Here is a 17,129-nt window from a genome sequence, read left to right on the forward strand (position 1 = left end):
CATGCGGGTCCTCATCACGGGCGGTACGGGCTTTGTCGGCGGGTGGACCGCCAAGGCCGTTTTCGACGCGGGACACTCGGTGCGGTTCCTGGTCCGCAACCCGGCGAAGCTGCAGACCACCGTCGCGAAGCTGGGTGTGGACACCTCGGACTTCGCCGTCGCTGACATCACCGACCGCGTCGCGGTGCGAGACGCGTTGCAGGGATGCGACGCCGTCGTGCACAGCGCCGCCCTGGTGGCCACGGATCCGCGCCAGACGCCGCAGATGCTCGCCACCAACATGCAGGGCGCCCAGAACGTGCTCGGCCAGTCCGTCGAGCTCGGTCTGGATCCGATCGTGCATGTGTCGAGTTTCACCGCGCTGTTCCGTCCGGACCTGGAGACGCTGACGGCGGACCTGCCGGTGGTGGGTGGGGCCGACGGCTACGGAACGTCCAAGGCGCAGGTCGAGATCTATGCCCGCGGCCTGCAGGATGCGGGCGCGCCGGTCAGCATCACCTATCCGGGGATGGTGCTCGGGCCGCCGGTCGGCGACCAGTTCGGTGAGGCCGGCGAGGGCGTGCGAGCGGCCGTGCAGATGCATGCGATCCCGGGGCGCAGCGCGGCATGGCTGATCGTCGACGTCCGCGACCTGGCCGCCCTGCACGCGGCGTTGCTCGAACCCGGGCGCGGGCCGCGGCGCTACACCGCGGGCGGCCACCGGGTGCCCGCCGCCGACCTCGCGAACCTGCTCGGCCAGGTGGCCGGGACGCCGATGGTGGCGGTCCCGATCCCCGACACCGCGCTGCGGGTGGCCGGGGCGGTGCTTGATCGGGCGAATCGCTTCCTGCCCTTCGAGACCCCGTTCACCTCGGCGGGAATGCAGTACTACACCCAGATGCCGGCGTCCGACGATTCCCCGAGCGAACGAGAACTGGGCATCACCTATCGCGATCCGCAGCAGACGGTGGCGGACACGTTCGCGGCGATGCGCGCGGAAAGCGAATAGCCGCAACGCCGTTCAGGGCCGTTCAGGCGGGTGTGATCTCCAGGCCGACGTGCACCTTGTCGATGCCGCCGCGGACGATCGTGTGCGCGTAGAACCACCACGCGTGGTACCAGTACCGCTTGAGGACGGCGTTGTACACGCGCCGCGTCTCGGACTTCGGCAGTACCCGGGCGACGGCCTCGACCTCGTCGCTCTTGGGCTTGCCCAGCGCCGCGCTCTTGGCGATCGTCACCCTGGGCGTGTTGTTAATCCGCTTGGTTTTCCACGAACCGTCGTCGGTGATCACCAACAGCTTGCCGTCGCCGTCGGGCGCCCCCCAGACCGGGGTCGGCTTGGGCCGACCGTCCTTGGTGAACGTGGTCAACAGCAGGTACTTGGATCGGATGACGTCGCTGAAACTGGGGGCCATGACACCTCCATTGCCCCGTCGCGCCAGTTCCTAATCATGGTCGGCACGACCCTGGGCTAAGCTTTTGGGCGATTGCCCAAAAGGCTACGCATCCCTGCGGGAAAGACGTACACCATGACCGCCCCCCGACGGCCGAAGGCGCGCGACTCCACCACTCGCGACATGCTGATCGACGCGACGATCCATATCATGGTCGAGGACGGCTACGCCGCGGCCACGTCGCGGCGGGTGGCGAACGAGGCCGGCGTCAAACCAGCGCTGGTCCACTATTACTTCCCAACCATGGACGAGCTGTACCTCGACGTCTTCCGGCGCGGGGCCGCCGCCTATCTGGAGCGCCAAAAGCAGGCGCTGGCCTCCGACCGCCCACTGCACGCCTTCTGGCAAACCCTCATCGAGCCGAAGGACACCCGGCTGCTGTTGGAGTTCATGGGGCTGGCCAACCATCGCAAGGAGATCGGGGCAGAGATCGCGGCGTGGTCGGAGCGATGGCGCGAAACGCAAACCACCGCATTGAATTTCATCGTCCGCGAACACGGATTGGACCGGGGCGAATTTCCGCCCGCGGGGATCGCGGTCATCATCGCGGCGATCGGCCGCATGCTGATCCTGGAACAGGCGCTCGGCACCACGGCGGGCCATGACGAAGCCGTCGCCCTCGTCAACCGGCTCATCGACCGTTTCGAGTTGCCCTCTTAGCGCCCGTTAAGGCAGCACGACCCGCAGCCGCTCCCAGCCGCGCACCGTGGACGTCGACGCCAATTGTGCGGTGTCGTAGTCGATGTCCCATTCCGGCCAACGGTTGAGGATCTCGTCGAGCGCGACGCGGCCTTCCAGGCGGGCCAGGTTGGCGCCCAGGCAGTAGTGCACGCCCTTGCCGAACGTGATGTGCGAGATGTTGTCGCGTCGGATGTTGTAGGTGTCCGGATCGGTGTAGCGGCGGGGGTCGCGGTTGGCGGCGCCGAAGAGCAGCAGCATGGCGCTGCCGGCCGGCACCGTCGTGCCGTAGCACTCGAAATCCCGCGCCATCCAACGGGCGACGTGGGGGCCGGTGGGTTCGAAGCGCAGCGTCTCGTCGACGGTGCGGGTCAACAGGGACCGGTCCCGGTACACCTCTCGGCGCTGATCCGGGTGCTCCGCGAGCACCTTGGCCAGCCAGCCGATCAGCCGGCCGGTCGTCTCGTTACCCGCCCCGGCGACAACCTGGGTGTAATGCAGCACCTCTTTACGGGTCAGCTTGCGGTGCACACCCTGGTCGTCGTCGAACTCGACGTTGAGCAGCGTCGTCATCAGGTCGTCGGACGGATTCTTCGAACGCCATTCGACGTAGTCGGCGTAGATCCGGCCGTCGGCGATGGAGTCGGCGTTGGCGACCTTCAGGGGGGCGCCGGGCTTGGTGCGCAGGTTGGCGTCGTTGGCGTCGCGCACCGAGACCTGCTCGGATTCCGGGATTCCCAACAGCATCCCGATCACCCGCATCGGCATCATCGATGCCAGCTCGGCGATGATGTCGAATCCCCCGGACCCGACGAGTGGGTCCAGGCACCGAACGCAGTACTGCCGAATCTGGTCCTCGAGGGCGGCCATCCGGCGCGGCGTGAAGACGCGGGACATCAGGCCGCGCAGCCTCGTGTGTTCGGGGGGGTCCTGGAACATCATCACGCCGCCGGGCATCTCGAACTTCGACTGGACCAGCTCGAGGATGTCGCTTCGCTTGTTGGAGAAAGTTTCCCAGTTGGCCAATCCGCGCTCGACGTCGGAATGCCGTGACAGCGCCCAGAAGTCGTACTTTTCGTTGTAGTAGATCGGGGCTTCATCGCGCAGCCGCGCATAGGTCGGATACGGGTCGGCGTTGATGCCCACGTCGTAGGGGTCGTAGTAGACGTCGGTGTCATTGGTGACGGTCATCGATTTCCTCACTTCGGGCAGCCGCCGGCATCCCTGCGCCCGTCGATTTTGGGCGATCGCCCAAAATCGTGGCGCAGGCCATGTCTAGCAGCATCTCCGCGAATCCGTCAAGGTCGCCAAGCCGTGCGCGATGATGATCCGGTGGCATACGACAAGGCGGCGACCGGGCTCCTGGTGATCGACCCCTACAACGACTTCATTTCCCCGGGCGGGAAGGTGTGGGACCGGCTGAAAGGCGTCATCGAAGGCAATGGCTGCGTCACCCACATGCAGCAGGTGCTCGACGCGGCGCGCGGCGCGAACCTCCGCGTCTTTTATGCCCTGCATCGCCGTTACCGGCCGGGCGACTACGAAACGTGGAAGCACATCGCGCCGGTGCAGCGGGCCGCCTGGTCGCGCAAGACGTTCGAATACGGCACCTGGGGCGGCGAGATCCGTCCCGGGTTCGAACCGCAACCCGGTGACGTCGTCGCTCACGAGCACTGGTGTTCCAGCGGTTTCGCCAACACCGACTTGGATCTGCAACTCAAGCGCCACGGCATCGAGCAGGTCATCGTCATGGGCTTGATCGCGCATACCTGCGTGGAGGCGACGGTGCGGTTCGCCGCCGAACTCGGCTACGACGTCACCGTGGTCCGCGACGCCACGGCCGACTATTCGGACACCGAGATGCGCGCCGCCCTCGAGGTCAATCTGCCCAACTACGCCTCGGCCATCGTAACCGCCGACGAGGCCGTCGCCGCGATCGCCGCGCTCTAGGCCGGGCCCGTGAGGGCGTCGACGTGGTAGCGGCTGGCCGTCCAGGGCGGCGAATCCGCCGCGGGCGTGAGGGTGATGGTCAGCTGCGCTTTGCCCGCGGTGACCGACTGCGGCACCAGGTAGGTGTCGTCCAGCCAGCGGTGAAAGGTGTTGCTGCGCGGCTGAAGCCACGTGCCCGCGGGCACGCCGTCCACCGCGACGTCCGCCGATTGGAAGCCGGTCGCCTGGTCCGACGTGCGGCGCAGCAGGACACCGTGGTTGCCCGGATCAACCTGGACATGGAACGTGATCGCGCCCTGGGTGCTGCGGACGGAGCCGACGAGGGGCAGGGTGTCCTCGGTGCCCTCGTATTCGCTGACCAGCAGCTGATCGGTGGCGTCGGCATCGGTGTAGCCGTGCAGGACGCGATCGACGGGGTCGGCGGGGCGGACGTCGTCGCTGCCGGTGAGGACCGCGTCCGGCTGTGTGTAGAGGAATGCCGTTGAGCTGTAGTCGGGTTGGACCATGTTGCGCTTGCCGTGCTCGATGCCGAAGCGGAGTGCGGAGTGATACCCGATCGCGTCGGCGAGCATGATCCGGTAGACGGCGACGCAGTAGTCCGCGCACCCGCCGGTCGCCGTGCGCTGGTCGGGCTGGCCGTTGAGCGGGTCGCTGAAGTGGGTGCCGTCTTTGAAGTACCAGCCACCCTCGTAGAGGTCCTCGGTGCCGGTGCCGTACCACTGCGGGGATGCGGCGCCGTCGGTGTAGACCCGCTCGGCGCCTTCGAGAAAGTAAGGGGCGCCGTCGCTGAACGCCGTTTTGGTCCGCTGGCCCCGTATGGTGTGGCTGACGCCGACGAATTTGCCGTGGCCCTGTTCGTCGGCGAACACCCAGTCCTGGCCCTGGATGGTCGGGCCGGCATGGGCGCGGGCGGTGAAGTAGCCGGCGCGGCCGCTGGCCAGCGCCGCCGCCCATTGCGCGTCGGGCGTCGTCGTGACGTCGCCGGCGATCCCCGGCACCGTGGCGGCGGTGGTGTTGACGAGGGTGACGCGGGTCGAGTTCGCGAAAGGCATTGGCCACCAATCCCACAAGACCAGCGACCCGTCGGGCTGTGGATCGGCGGCGAACATCAGCGATCGCACGGGGTTGGCGCCGAGTCCCGCGCCGAAGAACTCCCCCAGGGGCGCGTCGACCAAGGTCCGGCCGTCGAATTCGATCCGCAGGCGCAATCCGGTCAGGAGTTGATCCGCCGCGGCGGGCAGCCGCAGCCGCAGCGCCGAGATGCTGCCCGGACCGCTCGTCTCGGCGACGGTTTGTTCGGTCCCGGCAGGGAGATCGATGACCCGATTGCTCTGCGTTGCAGTGCCTGTCGCCGGTTTGGGGTCGGCGGTCCCCGCGGCGCGCAGGGTGTCCAACACATCGAGCGCGGGATCGGCGGGCGAAAAGGTAGTTATCCCAGCGGCATTCGGGAACTGTCGATAGTCGACGTGGTAGTACTCCAGATGGGACGCGACGCTGATCCGCATCGACCGCCGATAGGGCATCGGCACCTTGATATAGACCCCGCCCGGCGACTGGGCGGCGTTGGCCACCAGCGGCCACGCGAACGGGGCGCCCAGTTCCCCGTCGACCAGCGATTGCAGCGGTGTGTCCACGACGGTCTGCCCATCCAGCTCGATGCGGATGTGCCCGATGGCACGCACATTGCCCCCGTCACGGGTAAACCAGATCGAATCAACTTCCCCGGCACCGTGATCCTCCGCGATGACGCAGCCCGCGCCGCCCGGCGCCAAACACCCGCCGGTGCCGTTGCGGTTACCGGTCGAAATGTCGAAATCGCCGCCGCTGCGATCGAAACTCGACACCTGCAGGGTCTGCGATTCGGCGTCCAGATAGGGCAGCCGATCCAACCGGCGGTAGGTGTCCCAGCCGACCGTCTTCTCGCCGAGACCGGCGGCCGGCGGCTCGGCCGCTGCGGGCGCGATGACGCAGGCGGCGGCCCACAGCATCAGCGCGCAGGCCGCAGTCCACGCCCGAGAAGCCACCGGCATAACAACGGAGCTTACTTTTCTTCGGGCCTGATGCCGTCTCCGCCTCTGCCGCACGAAACACCTTCGCGGTGTTGCCAGTTCGCACCATGCGACCGGCATCGGTGCGGCGGAAACGCGCCATTCCAGTCTAAAAATTGGCCCGCCGCGATGGACTTCAATCAGTTGACGTAAATCGACGCTATTTCACTGAATCCCATGGCATTCCGCATTGTACTCACGTACTATAACGCTTCTCGGGCGTAAGAATTCTCCTACGAAGGGAGTGGTTATGTCTGGATTGAAATACAAGGTTGTTCTTCTCGGCCTTCTCCTCACCTTCACCGCACTGACGGCGTCGGGATGCACCCTGCCCCTCACTGTCGACTGCTCACCGGTCGCCACCTGCACGTTGTAGGGCCGAACTTCGGCCATCAGGTGCTTCCGCCGTTGGCACCCATTACCAGGTAGGGCCCATTTGTACTTATCAATGCGGCGTTAATGGCATTGGGTGCCAGTTACTCGCACAGCCGAAGCCGATACATCCCCTCGTATATCGGACGACGCCGTGACAATGCTAACGCGGTCGTGCGGCGTGAAGTCGTTGGGCACCAACGGTTTACATCGATCGCCGGGGCCCGCTCCGGTCACTTTGAGCATGACCGACACCTCAGCGACGCGATGGCGTGCGCATCCTTCGGGCCGTGCGCACGCTCTTCGCGAATTTCTTGCTGAGCCTGTGCGGGTTCGGGGTAAACTGATCGCCTGAGCGAAAGAGCGCTGAAAGCGGTCAGCCCCGAAACCCTGGCAGTTCGGGTAGAGAAACTCGTGTGACTGGGGCGTGTATCGCCTAAACCACTGGGGCGCAAAGGCTCTGTCCAACCATTGCCGGCGAGTGATACCGTTTGAGATGCTCGCATGGTCCGGTGGTTCGTCTATACGAGAGGGGTAAGCGCGGGCCCAGCGTGACCCGGGTAGCCCATCACCTCCGACTGACCCCGTGACGGATTTCGGGCTACTTCTTCCCGTTCCTGCGATCCGTATCCCGGCTGGGCTGAACGCGTTTGGGCTCCCCGGGCATCTTCGGATAGTTCGGCGGATACGGCATGTCACCCAAGCCACGCTCTTCGTCGGCCTCGGCCATTTCCAGCAGCGACGCGATCGACTGGGCAACATCATCCATTGCGGCCCAAGGGTCTTCCCGGCGCGCGACCAGCTCGGGCACGGTCGCCATGGTGTAGTCGTCCGGCTCGGCACCGGCCAATTCGTCCCAAGTCAGCGGCATCGACACCGTCGCGATCGGCGTGCGTCGCACCGAATAGGCCGACGCCATGGTCCGATCCCGGGCGTTCTGGTTGAAGTCGACGAAGATGCGCTCGCCCCGTTCTTCCTTCCACCATGCGGTGGTGACGGCGTCGGGCGCACGGCGCTCCACTTCACGGGCCAGCGCGATGCCCGCGCGGCGCACCTCGACGAAATCCCAGTCGGTGGCGATCCGCAGGAAGACGTGGATCCCGCGACCCCCGGATGTCTTCGGGTAGCCCACCAGACCGAGCTCGTCGAGCAGCGGCCGCAACACGTCGACCGCGACGGTGCGCGCCTGTTCGAATGCGACGCCGGGCTGCGGATCCAGATCGATGCGCAGCTCGTCGGGGTGGTCGGTGTCGGGGCAGCGCACCTGCCACGGGTGCAGGGTGATCGTGCCCATCTGCGCCGCCCACACGATCGCGGCGGGATGGGTGACCTTCAGCGCGTCGGCGGTCCGCCCCGACGGGAACGTCACCTGGCACGTCTCCAGGTAGTCCGGGTGGTGCTGGGGAATCCGCTTCTGATAAATCTCCTCGCCGTCGATGCCGTCCGGGAACCGCTGCAGGTGGCTGGGCCGGTCGCGCAGCGTGTCGAGCATCGGGCCGCCGGCGACGGCGCGGTAGTACTCGACCAGGTGCCGCTTGGTGCCCTTCGATCCCAGCTTGGGGAAATACACCTTGTCGGGATTGGTCAGGCGGACCGCGACACCGTCGACGTCGACCTCTTCTGCAGCAGCCATACCACCGATTCCAGCACAATCAGGCTATGGACCTCCCTGTCATGCCGCCGGTGTCGCCGATGCTGGCCAAGTCGGTTCGCGCTATCCCGCCCCACGCGTCGTACGAGCCCAAGTGGGACGGATTCAGGTCGATCTGTTTCCGCGACGGCGACGACGTCGAGCTCGGCAGCCGCAACGAGCGGCCGATGACCCGCTACTTTCCGGAGTTGGTCGCCGCGGTCAGGGCCGAGCTGCCGGAGCGCTGCGTGATCGACGGGGAGATCGTCATCGCCACCGACCACGGCCTGGACTTCGAGGCGCTGCAGCAACGCATTCACCCGGCCGACTCGCGGGTGCGGATGCTCGCCGAGGCGACGCCCGCGTCCTTCATCGCGTTCGACCTGCTGGCGCTCGGCGGCGACGACTACACCCGGCGGCCGTTCAGCGAGCGGCGGGCGGCCCTGGTCGATGCGGTGGGCGGATCGGGTCGCTCGATCCATGTCACGCCGGCGACGACCGATCTGGGCACCGCGCAGCGATGGTTCGACGAGTTCGAGGGCGCCGGCCTCGATGGCGTGATCGCCAAGCCCCTGGACGTCACCTACCAGCCGGACAAGCGGGTGATGTTCAAGATCAAGCACGAACGGACCGCGGACTGTGTGGTCGCCGGCTATCGGGTCCACAAGTCCGGCGCCGACGCGATCGGGTCGCTGCTGCTGGGGCTCTACCAGGACGACGGGCAGCTGGCCTCGGTCGGCGTCATCGGCGCCTTCCCGATGGCCGAGCGGCGCCGCCTGTTCGCCGAACTGCAGCCGCTCGTCACCGACTTCGCGGACCATCCGTGGAACTGGGCCGCCCACGAGGCCGGCGAGCGAACGCCCCGCAAAAACGAATACTCGCGGTGGAACGCCGGCAAGGACCTCTCGTTCGTGCCGCTGCGGCCCGAGCGCGTGGTCGAGGTCCGCTACGACCACATGGAGGGTCGGCGGTTTCGCCATACCGCGCAGTTCAATCGGTGGCGTCCGGACCGCGACCCGCGCTCGTGCACCTACGAACAGCTGGAACAGCCGGTGACGTTCAGCCTCGGCGAGATCGTGCCGGGCCTCGGCCCGGGCTGAAAGGAAGGGTTCCTTCCGCGACGCTGCGGCCATCACGACCCGCGATTACCGCGGATCTGAAACGCCTTGCGGCACTGGTTAGTTTGCCTCCGCCGGGCATACCTTCGGACACAAGAGCCAGGTGCCCGGACGGCTTTCAACGTCGGTTAGCTGGGTCAGGTCCACACCGTGGTGCCGTCAGACCACTGTCAGTCGTACAAGTGAAAGGTCGCGTTAAGTGGTCACCCCATGTCGATCCTGATAGTCAGGGCCAGGGTCAAGACGGCGACAACCGCGAGCAGAATTGTGTCCGTCCTGCCAAGGCGTGGCACGTCGGCTGTGCGCAGGCGCAATTCGCGCGCGATCAGGAAGAGCGGGAACATCACGCTGACGGCGATGAAGAACGATCCCACAATGTACAGCCAGACGAATCGCAGGTTGTATTTCCTGGCTTCGATCACCATCAGAATGACGGCACTCAGGGCCAGCATCAGGGCGTCGGCTGTGATATTGCGCGAGGCCGCAGTCGTTTTGGTGTCGCGCCAGAAATTAACGAAAAAGTCGGTCGGGCTGTGAACGTACGTGATTGTCTGGCTCCACGTCGCGATGAGCGCGGCGACCGCGATAGCGCCGTAGACGATGCAAAGAATTTTGCGGGACGTAGGGACCGATGATGCTTGGTCCGCTCGGTCGGTTGTAGTCATGCCTCAAGGTAGAACGAACCAAACGGGCGATGGCACAAAATGGCCCATTCACTCGTAGCCCGGAGCCTGCGTTGCCAATGGTGTATGCGGCGCAAGGCAATCGACTCGGCAAAGAAGACTTCGCTCTAGCACGGCGGACATTGCCGATATGCCGATGGTGGCCTTGTCCAAGGGCGTGGTTAACGCTCCATGCCAATTCGGTGATCCTGTCCAAAACACCGGGCTTGATTCGCATTGGTGCGCGCGTCGGCGTGGTCGCGAACGAACGAATCCGTTGATGCCCCAATCCCGTAGGAGGATTGATTCCGCCAGCTAGTTGGTTGTCGGTGGTGGTTGGGGTTGGAAGGGGTCATACCACCACCAGTCGGCCCGCTCACCGGTAGGTCCCGGACACGGTGGCACCGCGGGCGGGGGTCGGGTGGGTGGGTGCGCGAGTGAGCCCGGGCTCAGGATTTGGCCGGCCTCGTCGGTGACGGTCAGGCCGTCGGCGGGTCCGGTGAGGGTGATGGCGCCCCGGTGATGCAACCGGTGGTGATAGGGGCAGACCAGCACCAGGTTGGCCAACTCGGTGGGGCCACCGTCTTCCCAATGCCACAGGTGATGGGCGTGCAGGCCACGGGTGGCCCCACAACCGGGCACCACACAGGTGCGGTCGCGGTACTCCAGCGCGCGGCGCAGCCGCCGATTGATCACCCGCGTGGTCCGGCCCGCCCCAATGACCTCACCGTCGCGTTCGAACCACACCTCACAGGTGGCATCACAAGTCAGCAAGCGGCGCTCGGCATCCGAGAGCAGCGGACCCAAATGCAGCCCCGCCACGCGGCGCCCCACATCGAGGTGGGCCACCACCGTGGTGTGCTGCCCATGCGGGCGCCGAGTCGCCTCGACGTCCCAGCCCGCCTCGACCAGACGCATCAACGCATCGACCGTACTCGGCAACGGGGGCCGCTGATCGGATGAACCCGCGCCGTTTGCGTGATCGTGTTTCCACTGCGCGGTCAACGCCTCACGATGCGCGGCCAGCGCCGCATCGAACTTCGCCGCATCATGATGGCCCAGCGTGATCCGATAACAACCGCCCCACTCATCGCAGGACTTGGTGAACGAGGGCTCGGGCTCGGGCCGCGGGCCGGGGTCGGGTCGCGGTTCCAGCTTCACCGCGGTACGCAACTGATTGACCGTTGCCACCGCGGCCAGCTCCGCATAATGCGCATCAGACCCCTCACCCGCGCGCGCCGCGATCACACCCACCTGATCGGCCGACAGCCGACCCTCCCGCAGGCCGGCGGCGCAGCGCGGAAACTCCTCGAGCCTGCCCGCAATCGCGGCCAGCGTGTGCGCGTTCGCCGACGAACACCCCAGCTTCCAGGCCACCAACGCCGGCACCGACCGCGCCCCGGTCACACCACACAACCCGTCACGATCAATCTCGGCCACGATCTCCACAATGCGCCCATCAATCGCATTGCGCTGACCCGCCAACTCCGCCAACTCCCCGAACAGCACCTCAAGGCGGTCACTCGCAGTGACCACCACAGCGTCAGCGGACGCGATCGACGACATGACCACATCATCACAACCACCACCGACAAAACCCGGCCACCCAAACAACGCCCGCCCACCCGAAGCTCAACCCAAAAGCCAACCTGTGGAGGAACTTCCAACTGTGGATAACTTCGAATGCACACGTTTAACGCCCGCCGAAGCGGGCACGCGGCCCGTATGTCAGTCACAGCGTTTCAAGACCTGCCGTTGGCCGACCGCGACCGGAAATGGGACGGTGGCGCCGCGGAGAAACGGGTCCGCAAGTGGGCCGGCGCCGAGGAGGCCCCGAACCAGAAGTACCGCGACGCCCACGTCTGGTACGACGGCGACAAAAAGGACAATTTCACCGGTTACAAGCTGCTGATCGCCGACGTCATCGGAGGAACCCTCAAGGCAGTGCCGCGCGGGGTGATGGCCGCCGGCGCGATCATGGACGGCGCGCGCGGCGGCATCGACGTGCCCCACTCCGATGTCGATCGGGTCAAAAGCCACCTGGCGAAGTACTACAAGAAGATGGACGAAAGCCCTCCCTGGGAGCGCTGAACCCTGGGAGCGCCGATCAGATCGCGAGCGTCAGCTGCGACAGTCCGCGCAGCGTGACGTTGGTCTTGTACTGCGGTTCGCCGTCCAACCGTGCGTTCGGGAAACGCGCGGCGACCGCCGCCAGCGCCACGCTGGCCTCCATCCGGGCCAGCGGCGCACCCAGGCAGTAATGCGCCCCGCGGCCGAATCCCAAGTGCCGCAGGTTCTTCCGCTCCGGATCGAACACATCGGACCGGTCGTATTCGGCGGGGTCACGGTTGGCGCCGGCGAGCAGCAGCATCATGACATCACCCGCGGGCACCTCGACGCCCCCAATCACCATGTCGGCGAGCGCAATTCGACCAGCCAGCTGTACGGGCGGGTCGTAGCGCAGGGTCTCCTCCACGATCGCGGGCGCTCGGTCGGCGTCGGCGCCCAGGGCTGCCCACTGACCTGGGTTGCGCAGCATGGCCAACACGGCGTTCCCGATGAGGTTCACCGTGGTCTCGTGACCCGCGATGAGCAGCAGGTTGCAGGTCGAGACGATCTCTTCCTCGGTCAGTTGATCCCCCGACTCCTCCACGGCGATCAACCCCGACAGCAGGTCCTCGCCGGGTCGTGACCGGCGCTTGTCGATCAGGCCGTGGAAGTAATCACGCAGCCACGTACCGGCCTGTTGTCGCTCATTGGCGACGTCCGCCGGCACGCCGGTGATCGTCGAAAACGGGTCCAGCGCCTGGGCGAGCAACGCCGACGCGCGGCTGAACTGCGGCTCGTCCTCGAGGGGCACACCGAGCAACCGGCAGATGACCGCGACCGGCAGGGGATAGGCGAAATCCTCGACGACTTCGAACTGGCCCTTCTCGGCGACCCGGTCGAGCAATCCGTCGACCAGCGAGCGGATGTCGGGTTGCAGCGCGCTCACCACCCTCGGCGCGAACGCCTTGCTGACCAGCTTGCGCAGCCGGGTGTGATCGGGCGGGTCGAGGAACAAGAATCCCGGCGGGCCCTGCCTGGGCGGTGCGGTGCCGGCCTCGGCCTGCTGCTTCGCGACCGTCGAGTTGGCGTTCTCGCTGCTCGACGACGGGTGCCGCAACACCTCGTCGCAGTCGCGGTAGCTCAAGAAGACCGCCAGGTTGGCGTCGGGCAGCTGCAACGGCCCGCGGTCGCGGAACTGCGCGCACAGCCGATACGGGTCGGCCCGGTTGGCGGGGTCCAGCAGCTGCAGCAATAGCCCCTGGGATTCGGTGGCTTCGGTGGGCGCGGTCGTCATCCTGACATTGTGCCCGCCCCCGATCCGCCGGGCCGCGCCCGTTCAGCGGCGCAGAAACGCCACAATATGGCGGGCCAGTTCTTCGCCGGCGTCCTCCTGCAGGAAATGTCCGGCGCCGCGGATCACCGGGTGGTCGATCCCCTGCGCGCCGCGCATCTCGCGCTGAAAGATCGCGGCCATCGGCCCGGTGATGGGGTCGCTGTCACTGAAGGCGACCAGCATCGGCGTCGGACTCACCGACAGCTTGGCCCACGCGGCCTTGTTGGCCGCCGCGGCGGGATCGTCCGGAGAGGTGGGCACCAGCCCGGGCATGGCCCGGGGGCCGATGCAGTACTCGTCAGCGGGAAACGGCGCGTCGTAGCCCGCGCGTTCGGCATTGCTCATCGGCCGGCGACAGCCGCCCTGCACAAACGCGCCGATGTCGAGCGCCGGCGCCGACGTGATGGCCTCCCGGAAGCGCCACCAGATGTCGGCCATCGGCTGGTCCCCGTTCGGAAGCCCGGTGTTGGCGACGACGATCCGGGCAAACCGCTCGGGATGCTCTGCGGCGAGCCGCAATCCGATCAGCCCGCCCCAGTCCTGACCGACCAGGGTGACGTTGCGGAGGTCGAGGACATCGAACGCCAGCGCGCGCATCCATTCGACGTGGCGCGCATAGCTGTGGTCGTCGAGCCGGGTCGGCTTGTCCGAACGGCCGAAACCCACCAGGTCCGGGCAGACGACGCGGTGACCGTCGGCCACCAGTATCGGAATCATCTTGCGGTACAGGTACGACCACGACGGCTCGCCGTGCAGCATGAGAACCGGATCCGCATCTCCTGGTCCGTCTTCGATCCAGGCCACGCGCAGCGCACCGCCATCATCGTCGGGCAGTTCGCAATACCTTGGCGCATAAGGGAAACCAGGAATCTCGTCGAACCGCTCGTCGGGTGTGCGCAGTGTCTGCATGTCAGGTCCCTTCGGATAGTCCGGCCACAGCAGGATCCGCCATCAAGCGGTCGAGAAAACCGTGCTGGCCCTTCAGCAGCTTGGTGCGCGCCGCCCCCACCGCGAACCAGCCCACCCGATCGACCTCGGGAAACTGCCGCAGCGTGCCCGACCCCTTTGGCCACTCCAGTTCGAACGTGTTGCTGCGCGCGTCGGTGATGTCGAGGTCGCTGTGCACGGCGAAGGCGGTCACCACCTTGGCGCCGGATTGTTTCAGCTGACCGAGGTCGACACGCGGCCCGGCCGGCACCGGCAACCCCAGCTCCTCGGCGAACTCGCGCTGCGCGGCCGCCCAGGGATCCTCCCCGTCGGCGTACTCGCCTTTCGGGATCGACCACGCGCCGTCGTCCTTGCGGGCCCAGAACGGCCCACCCGGGTGTGCGAGCAAGACCTCGACGACGCCGTCGCAGGTCCGGTACAGCATCACACCCGCGCTCAGCTTTGCCATCGACTTCTATTCTCCCACAGCGCGTTCCAGATCCTTGAGCGAGGATTCCAGATGCGCGAGCAGGCGCTGCAGGTGCGGCACGCTGCGCCGGCACCCCACCAGACCGAAGTCCAGATTGCCGGCGTTGCTGGCCAGGGTGATGTTCAGCGCCTGGCCGTCCAGCGCGATGGACAGCGGATAGTTGCCGTCGAGCCGCGCTCCCCCGTAGTAGATCGGCTGCGTGGGCCCCGGCACGTTCGAAATGATGATGTTGAAAGGCGGCGACGTCGACGCCACCCAGCCGGGCACCGCCGCCAACGCCAGCGCCGACGTGTTGACGGCGGACAGCGCCAGCGCCTGAAGCCGCGGCAACTGCGAGAAGACCTTCTTGTTGCTGCACATCGAATCGCTGATGGTCAGCAGACGCTGCGCGGGATCGTCGGTGTCGGTCGCGAGGTTGCACAGGATGGCTCCGACCATGTTGCCACCGGCGTCGGCCTCTTCCTCGGTGCGCAGGCTCACCGGGACCATCGCGATCAGCGGCGTGTCCGGCAGCGCGTTCTGCTCGAGGAGGTAATAGCGCAGGGCCCCCGAACACATCGCCAAGACGACGTCGTTCACCGTGACGCCGGCGGCCCGCTTCACGCTTTTGATGCGGTCCAGCGACCAGGACTGCGCGGCGCAGCGGCGAGCGCCGCCGATCTTGACGTTCAGCATGGTCTTCGGCGCGCCGAACGGCAACGTCAGCTGCTGCTCGAGTAGCGCGGCGCGCGCCAGTCCTACCGTCGAGGGAGCAAGTGCCGCAACGGATCCCGCCGCACGGGCCAATGAACCCAAGCGAGACGACGGGTTGGATCTGCGCTTGGGTTTGCTCAGGCTCCACGGGGCGCGGATCTCGGGGTCGTCGGGGTCGGTGGACAGCGCGCGCTGCATCAGCTTCTGCGCCGAGACGCCGTCGATCAGTGCATGGTGCACCTTGGTGTAGATGGCGAACCGGCCGTCCTTGAGGCCTTCGACGATGTGCGTCTCCCACAACGGGCGATGACGGTCCAGCAGGGTGCTGTGCCACCGCGACGTCAGCTCGAGCAGTTCGCGGACCCGTTTGGGTGACGGCAGCGCCGAACGCCGGACGTGATAGTCGACATCGATGTCGTCGTCATACGACCACCCCAGGTTCGCGATGCCGCCGACGAACTTCGCGGGATGCTTGCGAAACGTGGGTTGGAACTCCCGCTGAGCGGTCAGTTGCTTGTGCAGCTCACGGGCGAAGCCTCGCCCGGCGCCCGGCGGGGGCTCGAACAACTGCAAGCCTCCGACGTGCATGGGATGTTCGCGAGACTCTCCCAGGAGAAAGATCGCGTCGGTGGGCATCATCAGTTCCATCCACCCATTAGACCGCGACTGACGCCGCTGTGTGCATGTCTGCCCAGATCGGCGACGAGCCGACCCGCCGCCGGTCGGTCGCGGTGACCGCGACCGCGGCAGTGGGGCGGAAGGTGATCGCGCGAGTCCCGTTGTCCCAGAAGGGTTCCAGCTACCAGACGGTCACAACAGGTCGGTGATCGTCTTCAGCCCCGCGTCATAGAGCACACCGGGCAGCATCCCGCCGTCGCATTCGATGGTGGTGCCGTTGACGAAGTCGGCCTGCCCGCCCGCGAGGAACACGCACACCCGCCCCACCTCCGCGGGCTCGCCGGCGCGGCGCAGCGGAACGGCGGCGAAGTACCTCTCGCCGGTCGGATCGTCCTTGGGCAGCACAAACGACCGGAAGTTTTCCGTCATCGTCGGGCCCAACGCCACGCAGTTGACGCGGACCTTCGGCCCCCACTCCTCGGCCAGGGATCGGGTGAGGTGGTTGAGGCCGCTTTTGGCCGCGCCGTAGGAGACCAGCGTCGGCGATCCCGCCGGATGTCCCGCGCCGCTGGAGATGTTGATGATGCAACCGACGCCGTCCTGGGTCTGCATCTGCCGATAGGCGCGGATGGCGAACCACAGCGGGCTGATCAGGTTCATCTGCACCGCGAACGCATGGAACAGGGCGGTGCGCGCGTACTCGTCGTCGCTCGCGGGCGCGCCCTGAATGCGTTGCACCAGTTCGGGAATGCTCTCGACGTGCGGCGCCGGAACGGTGCCGCCGGCGTTGTTCACCAGGATGTCGACCCGGCCGTGGGCGGCCACGACGTCCGCGACGAACGAGTCGATCGACCGATAGTCACCCTGATCGCAGACCCTCTGGAAAGCGCGCGGCGCCCAGTCTTTTTCGATGTCGGGGAGGCCATCGAGCGGCGAACGCGAGCAGCCGATGACCGTCGCGCCCGCCCGCAGCAGCTCGTGGGCGATGCCGACGCCCACGCCGCGGCTGGTGCCGGTCACGATCGCGATCTTCCCGTCGAGGACGCTCATCAACAGACCCTTCCCGAAGCGCCGATCATTGACAGTCACTGTCAGCAAGTCATAGCCTGCCATTTTGTTCGCCGA

17 protein-coding genes are annotated in these 17,129 nt (G+C 66.6%); 6 read left to right on the forward strand and 11 right to left on the reverse strand.

What is annotated here, in order from left to right; all coding sequences use genetic code 11:
- Position 1 precedes the first annotated feature (1 nt).
- Complete coding sequence (locus QGN30_RS00860; RefSeq protein ID WP_225331788.1) at positions 2–988, forward strand: SDR family NAD(P)-dependent oxidoreductase; 987 nt, start codon at positions 2–4, stop codon at positions 986–988.
- A gap of 22 nt (positions 989–1,010) precedes the next feature.
- Here QGN30_RS00860 and QGN30_RS00865 read toward each other — a convergent pair whose 3' ends face one another.
- The gene (locus tag QGN30_RS00865; protein WP_008263216.1) at positions 1,011–1,397 is read right to left on the reverse strand and encodes a PPOX class F420-dependent oxidoreductase; all 387 of its coding nucleotides are present in this window, start codon (positions 1,395–1,397) and stop codon (positions 1,011–1,013) included.
- A 114-nt stretch (positions 1,398–1,511) separates the two neighbouring features.
- On the opposite strand from QGN30_RS00865, the gene QGN30_RS00870 reads away from it, so the two are divergent.
- Positions 1,512–2,096, forward strand: coding sequence for a TetR/AcrR family transcriptional regulator (locus QGN30_RS00870; protein WP_225331789.1), 585 nt, complete (start codon positions 1,512–1,514; stop codon positions 2,094–2,096).
- Positions 2,097–2,102: 6 nt separating this feature from the next.
- Here QGN30_RS00870 and QGN30_RS00875 read toward each other — a convergent pair whose 3' ends face one another.
- Positions 2,103–3,305, reverse strand: a complete 1,203-nt coding sequence (locus QGN30_RS00875) for a cytochrome P450 (protein ID WP_008263209.1) — start codon at positions 3,303–3,305, stop codon at positions 2,103–2,105.
- A 123-nt stretch (positions 3,306–3,428) separates the two neighbouring features.
- Here QGN30_RS00875 and QGN30_RS00880 point away from each other — a divergent pair, with 123 nt between their 5' ends.
- Positions 3,429–4,064, forward strand: a complete 636-nt coding sequence (locus QGN30_RS00880) for a cysteine hydrolase family protein (RefSeq protein ID WP_008263207.1) — start codon at positions 3,429–3,431, stop codon at positions 4,062–4,064.
- On the opposite strand, the gene QGN30_RS00885 is transcribed toward QGN30_RS00880, so the two are convergent.
- On the reverse strand, positions 4,061–6,052 hold the full coding sequence (locus tag QGN30_RS00885; RefSeq protein WP_248923702.1) for a glycoside hydrolase family 172 protein: 1,992 nt from the start codon (positions 6,050–6,052) through the stop codon (positions 4,061–4,063). The two genes, QGN30_RS00880 and QGN30_RS00885, sit on opposite strands and share 4 nt — an antisense overlap.
- A 310-nt stretch (positions 6,053–6,362) precedes the next feature.
- On the opposite strand from QGN30_RS00885, the gene QGN30_RS00890 reads away from it, so the two are divergent.
- Positions 6,363–6,488, forward strand: coding sequence for a hypothetical protein (locus tag QGN30_RS00890; RefSeq protein WP_326566120.1), 126 nt, complete (start codon positions 6,363–6,365; stop codon positions 6,486–6,488).
- Positions 6,489–7,085: 597 nt separating this feature from the next.
- On the opposite strand, the gene ligD is transcribed toward QGN30_RS00890, so the two are convergent.
- Positions 7,086–8,117, reverse strand: coding sequence for a non-homologous end-joining DNA ligase (ligD, locus tag QGN30_RS00895; RefSeq protein WP_201408456.1), 1,032 nt, complete (start codon positions 8,115–8,117; stop codon positions 7,086–7,088).
- Between the two features lie 26 nt (positions 8,118–8,143).
- Here ligD and QGN30_RS00900 point away from each other — a divergent pair, with 26 nt between their 5' ends.
- The gene (locus QGN30_RS00900) at positions 8,144–9,214 is read left to right on the forward strand and encodes an ATP-dependent DNA ligase (RefSeq protein WP_008263203.1); all 1,071 of its coding nucleotides are present in this window, start codon (positions 8,144–8,146) and stop codon (positions 9,212–9,214) included.
- 221 nt (positions 9,215–9,435) lie between these two features.
- Here QGN30_RS00900 and QGN30_RS00905 read toward each other — a convergent pair whose 3' ends face one another.
- Both QGN30_RS00905 and QGN30_RS00910 read right to left on the reverse strand, forming a co-directional pair.
- Positions 9,436–9,897: a DUF2834 domain-containing protein gene (locus QGN30_RS00905; RefSeq protein ID WP_008263202.1), complete on the reverse strand. Its 462-nt coding sequence runs from the start codon at positions 9,895–9,897 to the stop codon at positions 9,436–9,438.
- 312 nt (positions 9,898–10,209) lie between these two features.
- Positions 10,210–11,460 (reverse strand): HNH endonuclease signature motif containing protein, encoded by a 1,251-nt coding sequence (locus tag QGN30_RS00910; protein WP_248923342.1) that lies wholly within the window; start codon positions 11,458–11,460, stop codon positions 10,210–10,212.
- Between the two features lie 159 nt (positions 11,461–11,619).
- Between QGN30_RS00910 and QGN30_RS00915 the strand changes: the two genes are divergently transcribed.
- Positions 11,620–11,985: a hypothetical protein gene (locus QGN30_RS00915; protein WP_038534825.1), complete on the forward strand. Its 366-nt coding sequence runs from the start codon at positions 11,620–11,622 to the stop codon at positions 11,983–11,985.
- 16 nt (positions 11,986–12,001) lie between these two features.
- On the opposite strand, the gene QGN30_RS00920 is transcribed toward QGN30_RS00915, so the two are convergent.
- The 5 genes from QGN30_RS00920 to QGN30_RS00940 all read right to left on the reverse strand — a co-directional run bounded on the left by QGN30_RS00920 (position 12,002) and on the right by QGN30_RS00940 (position 17,054).
- Positions 12,002–13,237, reverse strand: a complete 1,236-nt coding sequence (locus QGN30_RS00920; RefSeq protein WP_038534824.1) for a cytochrome P450 — start codon at positions 13,235–13,237, stop codon at positions 12,002–12,004.
- Between the two features lie 42 nt (positions 13,238–13,279).
- Positions 13,280–14,185, reverse strand: a complete 906-nt coding sequence (locus QGN30_RS00925; RefSeq protein WP_038534822.1) for a haloalkane dehalogenase — start codon at positions 14,183–14,185, stop codon at positions 13,280–13,282.
- Between the two features lies 1 nt (position 14,186).
- A complete protein-coding gene (locus QGN30_RS00930) occupies positions 14,187–14,672 on the reverse strand; it encodes an NUDIX domain-containing protein (protein WP_014381661.1) in 486 nt (161 codons plus the stop codon).
- Between the two features lie 6 nt (positions 14,673–14,678).
- Complete coding sequence (locus tag QGN30_RS00935) at positions 14,679–16,034, reverse strand: WS/DGAT/MGAT family O-acyltransferase (protein ID WP_038534821.1); 1,356 nt, start codon at positions 16,032–16,034, stop codon at positions 14,679–14,681.
- Positions 16,035–16,196: 162 nt separating this feature from the next.
- Positions 16,197–17,054 carry an SDR family NAD(P)-dependent oxidoreductase gene (locus QGN30_RS00940; protein WP_038538379.1) on the reverse strand — a complete coding sequence of 286 codons (858 nt, stop codon included), beginning with the start codon at positions 17,052–17,054 and terminating at the stop codon, positions 16,197–16,199.
- Positions 17,055–17,129 lie beyond the last annotated feature (75 nt).

Source organism: Mycobacterium sp. 3-98 (assembly GCF_035918355.1).
In the GTDB taxonomy this organism is placed as follows: domain Bacteria; phylum Actinomycetota; class Actinomycetes; order Mycobacteriales; family Mycobacteriaceae; genus Mycobacterium; species Mycobacterium intracellulare.